This window comes from Pedobacter miscanthi, from assembly GCF_003315595.1.
Taxonomy (GTDB): Bacteria; Bacteroidota; Bacteroidia; order Sphingobacteriales; family Sphingobacteriaceae; genus Pedobacter; species Pedobacter miscanthi.
In genome coordinates, this window is sequence record NZ_QNQU01000003.1 from 65,704 (window position 1) to 79,159 (window position 13,456).

Sequence of the window (13,456 nt, forward strand, 5' to 3'; positions counted from 1 at the left end):
TATGCTTTTGTAAGCTGAATTTACAAAAAATCTCAAAAACTACTCACTGATCTGGATATCGTATTTATGCAACAACCCGGCAATTCCGGATTTTAAAAATCTTGCTTTTTTGATTCTATTATTATCCGGATCTATGGAATAATTGTAAGCTGTTCTGAAATCTGCTTTTTCAAGGATTGTTCTATCGAAAGTGGTGTTTAATAAATCGCAGTTATCGAAGGTCGAATTGGCCAGATCGCTTTCCGAAAAATCGACCTCATGTAGTTGTGAGGTTCTGAAATCAGTTTTCTTCAGTTTCAATTTGTAAAAAGAAGAATGATCCAGTTTACAGTTGTTAAAACTGAATGCCAATCCGAAATCGTTACAACTATCAAATTTTAACCCCAGCATTTTGCAGTCCTGAAAATTCACATCAATTAGCGAAGTTTTGGTTAAACCAGCCAAACTTAAATTGCAGGAAATAAATGCGCAGTCTAAAAATTTAACACCGCTTAAGTCTGAACCAGAAAAATCGCAGTTGATAAATTTACAGTTTTCGTACTCTGCTTTTGGGAGTGGGCGTAAGGTAAAATTGGTTTTTTCGAATGTTTGATCGGCTATGTATTCGGACATGGGTAAGGGGAGTTGATATGACTAAGATAAAAATATTTATTTCCAAACCTCGCAGGTTTTTAAAACCTGCGAGGTTTAATTGCAAAAAAAAATCCCCCAAAATGAATTGGAGGATTTATATGATTTTGGTCTTCGACTATGCTAAGACGAGTAATTTATTTTTTAACGTACATTACTTCTTTCACTGCTTTAACTACACGCTCAGCGTTTGGTAAGCTGGCTGCGATTAAAGTCGGAGAATATGGAAGTGGTACATCGGCACAAGTGATACGTAAAACCGGAGCATCTAAATAATCGAATGCATGTTTTTGTACCATGAAAGCAATCTCTCCTGAAAGAGATGCCAAAGGCCAGGCCTCTTCTACAACTACCAAACGGTTAGTTTTCTTAACAGAAGCAATAATGGTATCGTAATCAATAGGACGTACCGTACGTAAATCGATTACTTCAACGTTAATTCCTTCTTTAGTTAATTCTTCTACAGCAGGGTTTACCACGCGGGTTAACATTTTACCAAAAGTTACGATGGTTACATCAGTACCTTCTTTTGTTACTTTTGCTTTTCCTAATTCGATATAGTATTCTTCTGCAGGAACGTCGCCTTTATCGCCGTACATTACTTCCGATTCCATAAAAATAACCGGATCCGGATCTATAATTGATTGTTTTAATAAACCTTTTGCATCGTAAGGTGTAGCCGGAACTACCACTTTTAATCCTGGTGTGTTTGCAAACCAGTTTTCGAAGTTTTGAGAGTGTTGTGCACCTAATTGGCCTGCGTTACCTGTAGGACCACGGAAAACCATAGGACATGAGAACTGACCACCGCTCATTGATAAAATTTTAGCAGCACCGTTGATGATCTGGTCGATAGCTACTAATGAGAAGTTAAAGGTCATAAATTCAACAATCGGAATAAGGCCTGCTGTTGCGGCACCAGTTGCTATACCTGCGAAACCTAATTCGGCAATTGGGGTATCGATAATGCGTTTCGCACCAAATTCGTCAAGCATACCCTGACTTACTTTGTACGCTCCGTTATATTCTGCTACTTCTTCACCTAATAAAAAAACGCGGTCATCTTTACGCATTTCTTCGCTCATGGCTTCGCGTAGTGCTTCTCTAAATTGGATTTCTCTCATTGTAAATTTTTATAACGGGGGCAAATATAATTATTAATCGCTTTGAAACCAAAGGCTAAAATGCCTATGTTTTGTAATAATTATAAGTGTTTTGACTAACTATTCGACGATTTTTAAGCCGTATTTTTTGCTAATTCTGTTAAAGATGAAATAATATTGGGCAATTGTGTTTTTGTTAAGCTTTTTGTACTAGAGCAGGGTGTTTTTTCGAAATATATTCGTCAAAACAGATATTATTAATGTTATTATCTAAAATAGAAATCTGATGCACTGTAAATATCTATTTAACTTTCCGTTTATTGAAACAAGAATAAGTGTTGTAGTTTTATCATTCTTATAGATTCTCTAAATCATTAATATCCTTTGCCCGTGCAGCAGATTTTTTAGCAACTAAAAGGTCATTATAATTTATTGTTCTGATCTTTAACCCATCTTCTTCAAAAAAAATTGAGTTTGAATAACATTCATCAAAATTTAATCCTTTTACAATAATCATCAAATCAATTGATATAGGTGGCCGTCCGAAGCTAAATACCTCCCAATCCGGGTGATGAAGGAAATTTTCTTTGGTCATATCAAATACAGGCATGCCAAATTGAAAAAAAGCATTAAATATCCTTTTATAATTATCTTCAGTTCTCTCAACCCAAATATCCATATCCCCAGTTGTTCGTGAATATCCGTGAAGGATTACAGAATATCCTCCCACTAGAATGTATTTCACGCTTTGATTATTTAAAGCTTGAATAAATTCACGGAAGTCCTCGTTGAAAATATTTCCCATTATTTTCTACTTCTGACAGAAAATACTGATTTATCGATCCTGGGGGGAGCATTTTCAGGATAATTATAGGCAACACTATTTAAATAGTTAGCAATCTTTAAACGTTCTTGCCAGGACAGATTTTTATAATAAATCTGATCAGCTTTACTAGCTTCTTTTGCTGTTTGTGCACTAAATGCAGTTCTATCTAAACGGTACATACCCAAATATAAAAAATGTTTAGCTTGATTTAATGATTTGGATTTAATAATCCATAAATCTCACTATCCAAAAACTGGCCTCTAAAATAATAGTCCTGTTTAAAATGTGCCTCTTTTACAAAGCCGTGTTTAATCAGCATCTGTCTCGAAGCATCATTTCCTACATTAATATTTGCACTGATGGTATGCAGGTTAACTTCCTTGAAACCAAAATCGATAGATCGTTTTAGTGCCTCTGAGATAATTCCCTGTCGCCAAAAATCGGGATGCAGCATGTAGCCAATCTCTGCACGGTGGTTGGCAAAATCGGTGCGCCAGTAGCCTACCGAGCCGATCATTTGTTTAGGGTTTTCTTTTAATGCGATTACCCAGGCCAGATTGTCGCCATTTTCGTAACCATTTCTGAAACGGGATATAAAATCTTTGATTTCGAAAATATCTTTCGGTCTTTCCCTGTCGATATATTTCATTACCCTTTCGTTGGTGCGCATGGCGAAAAGCGCATCGGCATCGGCAAGTTCATGTTCGCGGAGAATTAAACGCTCGGTTTCGAGTATGGGGAAATTTGTGAAATTTAAGGTTAGCATTTTTAAATATCTTCTTTTTCCAATGTAAAACCATATTTATCTACAAATTCTTTCACTTCAAAATCAAATGATTTTTTTGCATGATGGATTTCCTGATTCTTGATATAGCTGGTAACGGCCTGCAAGCCAGATTCGCTAACGGACACAGCAAAATAGTCATCTTGCCACATAAAGGGAGTTTTTGTTAGCATATTTTTATTGATCCAAAATGATGACTCACCTTTTATGAGCTGGGCTACTTTTGCAATTGTTTGTTCCCTCCCTAATGATATTAAGCAATGCATATGCTCTGTATACCCATTTATGACCTGTAAAAAGATCGATTTTTGCTTGCAGTTTTCTATGATATGGTTTTGAACTTTATAGCGGATATTTTTTGTTAAATAGGGATGTCGGTTTTTGGTTGAGAACACTAAGTGAACCCAAATTCTTACATACGACATAATTAATAGATTGATTTAACCTAAGATAAGAAATTTTGGCTAAAGCCATTATATCGGATTTATTAGGGCAGCCAGATGAAGCAGGCTGCCAGGAAATGGGAAATGCCTATTTAACATCTCGCTATTCTTTTTCTTATTTCCCAAACAGCGTTTTATAAATAGAATATTTGTAGTTATCCTCAACCGCGCTGGCTAAAAAATATGGAGCTTCGAAAAGTTCTGTCAGTTTTTTTCTTAATTCGGCAAGAAATTCTGGTTTAATTTCTTCTAAGTAGGCTCCTGATAAATTTTGTCGGCCAGACTTAAACCAAACGCCATCTACACTCATGGTTTTGACCACATATAAATTTGGTTCTACAAAGCTTTTGCCCGAAAATTGTTCGTAGGCATAAGTGTACAGCAAAGTTTGAACTAGTGCTTTGTTAATGTGTTTACCGTCTGAATTGAACAGTTCGGGAATATCTTTAAAGGTTAATTTATCGCTCCCGGTTTTATAATCAATAATTTTGGTCACCCCATCTTTTACATCCACCCGATCAATAAATCCGAATATTTTAACGCTGGCTTCTTTCCCTTTTAGTGGAAAACTGATTTCGGCCTCTACTTTTTGTTCCAGACTTATAATGTTGAAAGGAGTTTGGGCTTCATCCTGATTTAAAATAATGTTTACATAGGCATCAACAATTGATAAAATTACCTTTTGCATGCCTTTATATTCCATTATGGTATCTGGATTTTTGAACATTACCGCGTTAAAGCCTTTCTGGATCAATGTCGGGATCTGTTTTCGTTTCTCCTTGATCCGTTCTGCTGTAATTTCGGCAGACCTCAAATCCTCATAGAAATACTCCATCACTTTGTGCAATATGGAACCAATTTCGTTGGCTTCTACCACTGCACTTATTTCCTTGGGTTCTTTAATGCCTGCAATGTAATTGAAAAAGAAATCAATCGGGTTGGAGATATATTGTGTAAGTGCCGATGGCGAAAGTACCTTCTTTTTATCAAGGTATTTCTGGAGGGTTTCCTGAATAAAGGCGTTATTGGTTTTTTCGATTTTTATTTCTTTAAAAGCTTCGGTTTTTACTTCGAGATTAAGTTCGTTATAGGTAAAATCGAAACCACTTTCGTACTCCAGCTGTTTTAAAATTCTGCTGGCTTCGCCCGAAGTAGATTCATCTGTTAAGCTGTTATAGACAAAATTGATATTGTTTGCCCGCTGTAATAGACGGTATACCATGTAAGATGAAATGGCATCCAGATTTTCTAATACAGGTAATCCATAAACACGGCGGATGGAATCAGGAATGAAACTATTGCCGATTGATGATTTTGGGATAATGCCCTCGTTAAAACCCAAAATCACTACTTTGTCGAAATTTAAGTTCCGCGTTTCGAGTAATCCCATTACCTGTATGCCGTTGAGCGGATCGCCTGAAAGCGGAACAGCAATGGCTTGCAACGACTTTTGGACCAGATAAATTACAAACGGAATTTCCTCTTTGCCAATGTGGTTGCTAAAAGTATCGTGCAGCCTGTTTAATTCCTGTATGGTTTTTACAAACAATTCTGCATCGATTTTTTTGAGTGTTTTAGCATTCGATAAACGGGTTAACACATAGTCCAGTACATCGAGTAAATTGGTAACCACATGCTGCGGATCGTCGATTTTTTTATAAAAAGCCTCAAATAATCCACTTTGGCGCAATAAACGTTTATGGTCGATTTCCACCTGATTTTCTTCCAGCAATGCAGTTAAAATTTTATCCCGCATTTTCTGGCTGAGGCCTGTTAAAGGATGGGTTAAAAAAGCTTCTACATTTTTATAGCTCACCTTATCGCGTTGTAAAATCTCCAGCTGACTACCCAACCACAAATCAACCAAACCAAAAATACTTGAAGTAGAAAGGGCAAAACCCATGGTTACATTCAGGTCGATTTCTTTTCCATTTAGCGTAGTAGGAATGGTTTGCAAAGTAGGGATCAACAAACTTTCATCGGCCAAAACCACTACTGTTTTACCAACGGTTTCTGCTGAGTTGTAATCTTCTGCTAAAATATTATTCAGGATTTTAGCCTGCGCAGATTGTCCCTGAACCTTATATACATTTACATGGTGCGGTGCAGATTTCATTAAACTTACCTGATTGGCAAATTCATTTATCAAACCAAGCTGGTTAATGTTTTTACGCAAAAACAAACCTGCTTCCTGCGAAACATCGTCTAAATAATAGGTGTCGGCATCAAAATAAAACAATGCTATACCGGCTTCCTGGAGCTGGGTAAATATTTTGGCCTCCGCACTGCTCAAAGCATTAAAACCAACAAAAATTATCTTTCCTTTATCAAAATTAGAGATAAATCCCTGGTGGTTGGTAATATCATCAGCCAGATAGCGGTAAACTGAACCATTGGTTAAATAACCCTGCTCTTTAAGTGTAGCATGATATTTATGGTAAAGTTTAGGCATTCTGCGCCACATCTTAATGAAAAGCTCCTGCTGTTTTTTATGCTTTCCTTCGGAATAGGAAGTCCAGAATTGTGCAAGGAACTCGTATTGCTCGGCACTTAAATAATCGAAATCTTTATTGATTACGGAAATATCTTCCAGATCGCGGTATAATTTTTCTGCATCTACCAGATCGGCATCAATCTGGTTAAAATCGCTCAGAATAATCTTTGCTAAAGGAAAAAACTTATGACTGGATATATTTTCGAGTTTTTCTTCTGCCAGGAGCTGGTTGTAAATCCTGTGAAGGGTAAAAAACTGCAGGTAAAAATCGGCTATTTTATAACTGGTAGAGCTGGCAAAAAATTCCTGTATGGTAAAAAAAGAAGGACTGAAAAATGGTTTGCCAATAATATCGGCAAAGTGTTTCTGTAAATAGGCCGATGGGCGTTTGTTATTAAAAACAATGGCGCAGTTCTCCAACTGATTTCCAAACCGGGCAACTAAATCTTCGGCAACTTCCTGTAAAAATGGTTTCACTTGCATATTATACTAATTTCAGTTTGCCTTTAACTGCGTAGAAAAGATAGGTTTTGATATTTTGATAACCCATTTCTGTAAGTAAAATCCTGTAATTATTTACCTGTTCGATGTGTTTGTCGCTTTCTTCCAGCGTAAATTTATAATCGAGGATGATCACTTCATCGGCATTGATCAACACCCGATCGGGGCGGTGCAGTTTTCCATTGGCATCAATAATGTTTTTCTCTACAATACTTTCGCTGGCTTTACCTAAAATCTCTTTAAGCTCGGGATTATTCAATACCTCAAGCGCCGATCCGATTAATTTCTGCTTTTCTTCCTCTTTAATAATGCCCTGCAGCACGAGGTTAGTGGTATAATCGTCAACTTCTTTCTGGTTGCCGGCACTAGCCAGGATATCGTGTAATAAAGAGCCTTTTCTACCCGATTTTTCGATGTTAACCAGGTGTTTTAAATGCTTTTCTTCTGAAGGAATATAAAGCTCTGATAAGCGGGTAGTAGTAGGATAAGTATTTAAATTGATAAAATTCGATTCTTCAGCCTTATTTTCGACGTTTACATACTCTACAATTTCGTACACACCGTTTTCATCAAACTGTTCATCAAAAGTGAAATTGATTACATCGCCCATGTTGGATAATTTCAATTCTTTTTTAGCCATTGTTGCGATGTACAGGTAATCTTTAGCACGTGTGGTGGCTACATAGAGCATATTAAGCGCATCCATATTGTTGTAAAGCAACTCCTCATAATAAGCTTTTGCAATTGCAGAATCGGCCAGGGCTTCATTATATTTTAATGGAATACCTTTCAGCTCCTTATAAACCGTTTCTTCTGAAGAAACCCAGAAAGTCCCATTGGGTTTTCCCTTGATTTCCCAGTTACAAAACGGGACAAAAACAGCCCTGAAGGCTAAGCCCTTCGATTTATGGATGGTAATAATCTGTATGGCATCGGCTCCTTCGGGCGAGGGCAATGATTTTTTGATGCCGTCTTCTTCCCACCAGGTTAAAAATGAAATAATACCTTTTTCGCCGAGTTTTCCGGCAGAAGCGGTCAGATCTCTAAAGGCTAGCAGGTAAGGTAGGTTGGCAGTTAAGTTTTTTAAACCATAACTTTCAATTAAAATTTCTACCAGCTCGGGCAATGGAAGCTGCAACCAACTTTGCCAGTTTTCGCATAAAGCAGCGGGTAAAACCGATGTTAGCGTACTTAAAGGTTTATTGGTGAGGTTAAGGTAATAATTGGCATCAATTTCCTTTTCGTGCAAAGAGTGATAAAGGGCAATACAGTTGGCTTTGTAAAGCGCCGTTTGGGTTTCTAAACCGATCAGCACTTTCAAAGTATTAATGATAAGTTGTATGGCCGAATTGTTCGAAATCAATAAGGCATCGCCTGATAAAACCGGCAATTTGTGCTCCATTAATTTTTTAACGGTTAATAAAGCTTCACTGTTCGATCTTACTAAAATGGCAATATCTTTCAGGGCGTATTGCTGCTCATTTTTGACGTAATTTATTTCTTCAACAATATCATCAAGGGCAATATCCCTAAAAACGGTTTCGGTGAAACGCGCTTCGTTAGGGGCATGATCTTTACCAAACTTTTTGATCTTTATTGTTCCGCCTTTTAGCGTATTAGTTGCGAAGTTTTGAGTCGATCCACCATAAATATCGGTTATAATCTGTTGATAATGCTGTTCCTGCCACCATTTTGAGATACTTTCGGGTTTGGTGGCCAGGTTTTCATTCAACTCGTTCTGCAGCGTAAGTGGAATGGCTTTATAAAGAAAGTTATTAAAACTGATGATATTTTCGGTACTCCGGTAATTTTCTTCCAGACTTTCTTCGAGGACATTTTCTGCACCAACATCAAATTTTGCATGTTTATGTAAAATATTCCAATCACCATTACGCCAGCGGTAAATGGATTGTTTGGTATCGCCAACAATCAGGTGATCGATCAGGTCCTGGCTTGGTGTAGCCATGGCGTTGGTCAGGAGCGATTTAAAACTTCCCCATTGGCTGGTAGAGGTGTCCTGAAATTCATCGAACAGGAAATTACGGTATCGGTTGCCTACTTTTTCCCAGATAAAGGATGGATTATCGCCTGCATCCTCTGTAATCCCTGAAATCAGTTTTTGTGCATCGCTGATCAGGAGGTTATCGTTTTCTGCCCTGTATTCTTTCAAAAGCACAGCAATTTCCTGCATTAACCTTAAATAATACAAGTTTTTATTAAAGGCGATGGCCAAACTGTAATTTGGAAGATGACTTAAGTAATGTGTTTTTAACTTCTGAAGAATTGGATTTACTGTATCATAAGCTTCAGGGAAACTGGCATTTTTTTTAAACCACTCTTCAGGTTCGTCGATTAAATTAAAAAGCGGTTCAATTTTAGAAAAATCGCCCCTCGCCACCAGAATAATTTTCGCCAGCGGACTTCTTGATTTCCCTTTTAGGTGTTCGGTTTCTACCCCAATTACATTCAAAGCTTCGTTCGCTTCGGTTGCCAGCGAAACCAGTTCTTCTTCAAAGTTTTTAATTTCTGCTTTGGTAACACTGATGTATTTTTTAAATAATTCGTCGATGTTTTCTAAACCTAATGCACTTACGGCATCTTCGAAAATCTGGAAACGTTCCGAAAATATTTCACCGATCAGGTTATAGAGTTCAAATTTATAGTTCCAGCTTTTATTATCACTAATACGTTCGATGGCCAGATCAATGATCCATTGCAGAAGCTGTTTGTTATGATCTAAAGCCTCGTCGAGTTTGTTTACGAGATCATCTTTCACCTTATCATAATTCATTTCTAAATTATAATCGGCATTCAGCCCCAGTTCGAAAGCAAAACCGCGGATAACCTTTTGCACAAAACCATCGATGGTACTTACCGAAAAGCGGCTGTAATCGTGCAGGATTTTACGGTAAATTTTATCTGCTTTAAACTGTAATTCCTGTCCGCTTAATATCGGATAGGCCTGTAAAATGAGTTTCCGATAATCGTCTATTTTTTTTGATGTATTGCCTTTTGCCAGTCCTAATAGTACCTCCAAAATCCTGGTTTTCATTTCTTCGGTGGCCTTATTGGTAAAGGTTACCGCTAAAATTTCGCGGTATTTATTGTCGCCGCTAAAAAGCAGGGTGAGGTAATGCGCCGTTAAACTGAACGTTTTACCTGAACCTGCGGAGGCTTGAAGAATTTTGAGGGGTTGGGGCATAGTGTTTTTATTTCTCCCGATAAATCGGGAGGTGCCCGCAGGGCGGGGTGGTTTAATCTCTTTTAATTAATGTTTAGGATAGTTGTTTCCCATATTCTTTAATAATATACTCTTCCAAACCCATAATTACAAAATCCATTTGTTTCATTACGTCGTCAACCGTAATCCGATATACTTTTAATCCTAATGAGATTAAATATTCTTCTCTTGATTTATCATAAACTTGTTTATCGTCATGACTACATCCATCAATTTCGAATACGAGACCAAGTTGCTTGATATAAAAATCAACGATGTAATTTCCAATAATGCGCTGCCTGTCGAAATCTATTTTATGAAATCGCTTTTTGGTTACCTGCATCCAGAATAAAACTTCTGGCAAATTTCCAGCTTGCCGAAGTGCTTTTGCTCGTTCTTTTAAACGGAGCTGATAAGGTAAATTTGTAATTGGTGTTAGCTTTAAAGTTATTCCGTTAATTATGATATCTTTTTGCAAGATGTTTTTTAACACCCCGTCCTGCGGACACCCCTCTGGAAGAGGGGAATGCTGGGTGCCTAAACCGGCAGGGGCGTTAATTTTTTTCTGCATTTTTTGTTTTGGTTTTTTCTTCCGATAAAATCGGGAAATGCCCACAGGGCGTGGTGGTTATTATTACAACTACTTATTATCCAACCCTAACTTACAACAATTTAAAATCTTCCCGAAATCATGATATCAACATTCCATCCGGTTTACGCTTTTTTCTTCTTCTTTTTATTGAGTGTTTTATGGCTTATTCTCGCAGGGCGTTCGGCCATTTCGATGGGAAGGCCAAGCAAATCGCGGATGACCACCGATGCGCATGCACCACCAAATGCTGCAGGCAGATAAGATACTGTGCCATAAGCCGAACGCTTGAAATTGCTTCCATCGGTCATAATCATGGAGTTTTTATCCATTTCTTCTGTGGAGAAAACCGCCTTGATTTTTTCAGCATTGGCCAGTTTATTTAGTCTTTTTCGCACATAACTGGCAAAAACGCACTGATAAGTATTGGGCAAGAGTGTTATCCTTAACCGTGTTGGGTCCATTTTACCACCAGCACCCATCGAACTTACAATCGGAATGTTTTTTTCTAATGCGGTAGATAACAAAGTGATTTTTGGCATCACACTGTCAATGCAATCCATAATGTAATCGAAACCTGTTTCCAAAATTTCCCTGCACTTTTCGGGTGTAAGAAAGGTATTCACCACGTGGAGTTTTAATTCGGGATTAATGGCTAATAAACGATCCTGCATAATAGCAGCTTTGCTTACGCCGTGATTGGTAGCCAAAGCAGGCAATTGCCTGTTCCGGTTGGTCGGATCAACCACATCGCCATCAACAATGGTCATTTCGCCAACACCTGACCGGCAGATAAATTCAGCAGCAAAAGAACCTACACCGCCTAGGCCAATTACTAAAACATGCTTTGATTGGAGTTTATCTATTCCATCATTCCCAACCAAGAGGGCAGAGCGCGAAAGCCAGCTAACGTCAGACATACTATATATTATTTTACCACGGATGAAAAGGATGAACACAGATGTTTATTTATCTATGTTCATCTGTGCTAATCTGTGGTTAGTTTTACTATATTTTTGCCACGGAGACACGGATTAACACGGAAATATTTTTCCGTGGTTTCTATCTCGGTGGTTAACTTTTTAAGTTGTTCCAATCCGCAAAAATACGAGCTTTGAGTTCATCTACTGTACATTTTTTTAAAATGGCTGCAGCTTTATAAATTTCCTGTATAGAAACATCTGCATCATCCGTTTCCAGGAAAAAGCGATCCGTATTTTGAATTAACTTTGCTGCACCCGAATTTTCTTTTAAAACAGTTGTTCCAAAAGAAAGTAGAAAACCTTTATCTAGTAATTGCTGGCCAAGTGCCTCATTTTTATTAAAACCATGGATAATCATTGGTACTTCAACTTTTAACCGATCTTTAAGCGCAATTAATTCCGAAAAACATTTAACACAATGTAAAATCAGCGGTTTATTGATTTTTTCTGCCAATTCAATCTGTTTTTCCAGAATAATGAGTTGATTCTCGAGGTTTTCGCCCCTTAAGCAATCTAAACCGCACTCGCCAATCTGTTTAACATTGGTTTGATTGGCCACTACGCTCAAATATTTCATCTGTAAATCCAATTGATCGATTTTAGCAAACCAGGGATGCAAACCAACTGAAATCGGCTTTGTTTTAGGCATGGCCAAAAAGATATCGCTGGTTAAGGATAAACTTTGAATGCTGATAACTCCAGGCTGAGTGGCAACTTTATGCGTATGTATGTCTAGGAAATCCATTGCACAGCAAAGATAATGTTTTGGTGGATGATGTAGATATGTGATGGATGATGTGGGATGTAAGATGGATGATGGAAAAATAAACTGCGATCAATTAAACCTTACTCCCAGGTGCAAATCCATTAATGACCAATGACCAATGACCAATGACCAATGACCAATGACCAATGACCAATGTTTCCACTCTGTAAAGAATTTGCTAAATCATCTATAACATTACTAGACTTTATTACATTTGCTATTATTATTCATCGAAAATCATGAAAAAATTAATTATCCTGTTTACGGCAGTATTAATTTCGACTGCGGCTTTTAGTCAGGCGAAAAAAGAAGGCGTTCATATCTATAACCCACAAGCCGATGCCAAGGCAGAAATTGCGGCTGCGGTTGCAAAGGCAGCTAAAGAAAATAAACATGTTTTATTGCAGGTTGGGGGAAATTGGTGTACCTGGTGCATTGCTTTCCATAATTTGGTTGACAGTACTGCAACATTAAAAAAATACATCAACGATAATTTTGAAACCGTTTTGGTTAATTACAGCCCTGAAAATAAAAATGAAAGTGTTTTGGCAAGCCTAGGATATCCTCAACGTTTTGGCTTTCCGGTATTTTTAATTTTAGACGGCAAAGGAAAGGTATTACATATTGAAAATTCGTCTTACCTGGAAACGGATGAAATAGCAGCCAATGGTAAAAAGAAAGTTGGACATGATGTAAAGAAAATCACTTCGTTTTTGAAAGGTTGGACTACTACAGCAGTAAATCCAGAAACTTATAAGGCGAAAGCGAAGTAAGGTAGAGGGTGGAAGGTTTAAGGCGTAAGGTAAAACCTATTCGTCTGAAAAAATAAAAAAGCCGTTCGGATATAAAATCAGAACGGCTTTCTTTTTAATCATCCAGTTCATCTTCTTCCTCATCATCGAGATTTAGCTCGTAAGATGATCTTGATGCCCTGTCGGCTTGTTCCAGTAGATCCTTGTCATGTTCAATACTGGTATCATCGCCACTAATTTCGTTGATGTTTTCTACGTCGTCTTCTCTGCGTAAAGCGTCGTTCGGATCGTTTGAATAATTATCGTCTTCTGGATCTATCATAACTTTAAGGTTTTATCATTAGATAATCGTTTTAAAAGCGAAA

Annotated in this window: 13 protein-coding genes; 1 reads left to right on the forward strand and 12 read right to left on the reverse strand. The window is 37.6% G+C overall.

The genetic code is table 11. From position 1 onward, the window contains the following. Positions 1 to 39: 39 nt before the first annotated feature. The 11 genes from DRW42_RS03980 to DRW42_RS04030 all read right to left on the reverse strand — a co-directional run bounded on the left by DRW42_RS03980 (position 40) and on the right by DRW42_RS04030 (position 12,318). A complete protein-coding gene (locus tag DRW42_RS03980) occupies positions 40 to 612 on the reverse strand; it encodes a pentapeptide repeat-containing protein (RefSeq protein ID WP_113947550.1) in 573 nt (190 codons plus the stop codon). A gap of 155 nt (positions 613 to 767) precedes the next feature. Continuing rightward, complete coding sequence (locus DRW42_RS03985; protein ID WP_113947551.1) at positions 768 to 1,754, reverse strand: pyruvate dehydrogenase complex E1 component subunit beta; 987 nt, start codon at positions 1,752 to 1,754, stop codon at positions 768 to 770. A gap of 334 nt (positions 1,755 to 2,088) precedes the next feature. Then, the gene (locus tag DRW42_RS03990; protein WP_113947552.1) at positions 2,089 to 2,538 is read right to left on the reverse strand and encodes a nucleotidyltransferase; all 450 of its coding nucleotides are present in this window, start codon (positions 2,536 to 2,538) and stop codon (positions 2,089 to 2,091) included. Next, a complete protein-coding gene (locus DRW42_RS03995; protein WP_113947553.1) occupies positions 2,538 to 2,738 on the reverse strand; it encodes a hypothetical protein in 201 nt (66 codons plus the stop codon). The genes DRW42_RS03990 and DRW42_RS03995 overlap by 1 nt, the downstream gene beginning before the upstream one ends. Before the next feature lie 29 nt (positions 2,739 to 2,767). After that, the gene (locus DRW42_RS04000) at positions 2,768 to 3,325 is read right to left on the reverse strand and encodes a GNAT family N-acetyltransferase (RefSeq protein ID WP_113947554.1); all 558 of its coding nucleotides are present in this window, start codon (positions 3,323 to 3,325) and stop codon (positions 2,768 to 2,770) included. A 2-nt stretch (positions 3,326 to 3,327) separates the two neighbouring features. After that, entirely contained in the window at positions 3,328 to 3,768 is a 441-nt protein-coding gene (gene tnpA / locus DRW42_RS04005) for an IS200/IS605 family transposase (protein WP_113947555.1), read from the reverse strand. 133 nt (positions 3,769 to 3,901) lie between these two features. Then, positions 3,902 to 6,763: a PD-(D/E)XK nuclease family protein gene (locus tag DRW42_RS04010; protein WP_208643491.1), complete on the reverse strand. Its 2,862-nt coding sequence runs from the start codon at positions 6,761 to 6,763 to the stop codon at positions 3,902 to 3,904. A gap of 1 nt (position 6,764) precedes the next feature. After that, complete coding sequence (locus tag DRW42_RS04015) at positions 6,765 to 9,983, reverse strand: UvrD-helicase domain-containing protein (RefSeq protein WP_113947556.1); 3,219 nt, start codon at positions 9,981 to 9,983, stop codon at positions 6,765 to 6,767. A 73-nt stretch (positions 9,984 to 10,056) separates the two neighbouring features. After that, positions 10,057 to 10,572, reverse strand: a complete 516-nt coding sequence (locus DRW42_RS04020; protein ID WP_113947557.1) for an endonuclease domain-containing protein — start codon at positions 10,570 to 10,572, stop codon at positions 10,057 to 10,059. A 143-nt stretch (positions 10,573 to 10,715) separates the two neighbouring features. Next, the gene (locus DRW42_RS04025) at positions 10,716 to 11,510 is read right to left on the reverse strand and encodes a tRNA threonylcarbamoyladenosine dehydratase (protein WP_113947558.1); all 795 of its coding nucleotides are present in this window, start codon (positions 11,508 to 11,510) and stop codon (positions 10,716 to 10,718) included. A 154-nt stretch (positions 11,511 to 11,664) separates the two neighbouring features. Beyond that, the gene (locus DRW42_RS04030; protein ID WP_113947559.1) at positions 11,665 to 12,318 is read right to left on the reverse strand and encodes a TatD family hydrolase; all 654 of its coding nucleotides are present in this window, start codon (positions 12,316 to 12,318) and stop codon (positions 11,665 to 11,667) included. A 260-nt stretch (positions 12,319 to 12,578) separates the two neighbouring features. On the opposite strand from DRW42_RS04030, the gene DRW42_RS04035 reads away from it, so the two are divergent. After that, positions 12,579 to 13,112 carry a thioredoxin family protein gene (locus DRW42_RS04035; RefSeq protein ID WP_113947560.1) on the forward strand — a complete coding sequence of 178 codons (534 nt, stop codon included), beginning with the start codon at positions 12,579 to 12,581 and terminating at the stop codon, positions 13,110 to 13,112. A gap of 94 nt (positions 13,113 to 13,206) precedes the next feature. On the opposite strand, the gene DRW42_RS04040 is transcribed toward DRW42_RS04035, so the two are convergent. After that, positions 13,207 to 13,413: a hypothetical protein gene (locus tag DRW42_RS04040; RefSeq protein WP_113947561.1), complete on the reverse strand. Its 207-nt coding sequence runs from the start codon at positions 13,411 to 13,413 to the stop codon at positions 13,207 to 13,209. Between the last annotated feature and the right edge of the window lie 43 nt (positions 13,414 to 13,456).

Bases quoted from the DNA above. Each gene is read 5' to 3' on its own strand.
- DRW42_RS03980 (WP_113947550.1), bottom strand. From the start codon at position 612: ATGTCCGAATACATAGCCGATCAAACATTCGAAAAAACCAATTTTACC.
- DRW42_RS04000 (WP_113947554.1), bottom strand. From the start codon at position 3,325: ATGCTAACCTTAAATTTCACAAATTTCCCCATACTCGAAACCGAGCGT.
- DRW42_RS03990 (WP_113947552.1), bottom strand. From the start codon at position 2,538: ATGGGAAATATTTTCAACGAGGACTTCCGTGAATTTATTCAAGCTTTA.
- DRW42_RS03995 (WP_113947553.1), bottom strand. From the start codon at position 2,738: ATGTACCGTTTAGATAGAACTGCATTTAGTGCACAAACAGCAAAAGAA.
- tnpA (WP_113947555.1), bottom strand. From the start codon at position 3,768: ATGTCGTATGTAAGAATTTGGGTTCACTTAGTGTTCTCAACCAAAAAC.
- DRW42_RS04020 (WP_113947557.1), bottom strand. From the start codon at position 10,572: ATGCAGAAAAAAATTAACGCCCCTGCCGGTTTAGGCACCCAGCATTCC.
- DRW42_RS04010 (WP_208643491.1), bottom strand. From the start codon at position 6,763: ATGCAAGTGAAACCATTTTTACAGGAAGTTGCCGAAGATTTAGTTGCC.
- DRW42_RS04040 (WP_113947561.1), bottom strand. From the start codon at position 13,413: ATGATAGATCCAGAAGACGATAATTATTCAAACGATCCGAACGACGCT.
- DRW42_RS04035 (WP_113947560.1), top strand. From the start codon at position 12,579: ATGAAAAAATTAATTATCCTGTTTACGGCAGTATTAATTTCGACTGCG.
- DRW42_RS04025 (WP_113947558.1), bottom strand. From the start codon at position 11,510: ATGTCTGACGTTAGCTGGCTTTCGCGCTCTGCCCTCTTGGTTGGGAAT.
- DRW42_RS04015 (WP_113947556.1), bottom strand. From the start codon at position 9,983: ATGCCCCAACCCCTCAAAATTCTTCAAGCCTCCGCAGGTTCAGGTAAA.
- DRW42_RS04030 (WP_113947559.1), bottom strand. From the start codon at position 12,318: ATGGATTTCCTAGACATACATACGCATAAAGTTGCCACTCAGCCTGGA.
- DRW42_RS03985 (WP_113947551.1), bottom strand. From the start codon at position 1,754: ATGAGAGAAATCCAATTTAGAGAAGCACTACGCGAAGCCATGAGCGAA.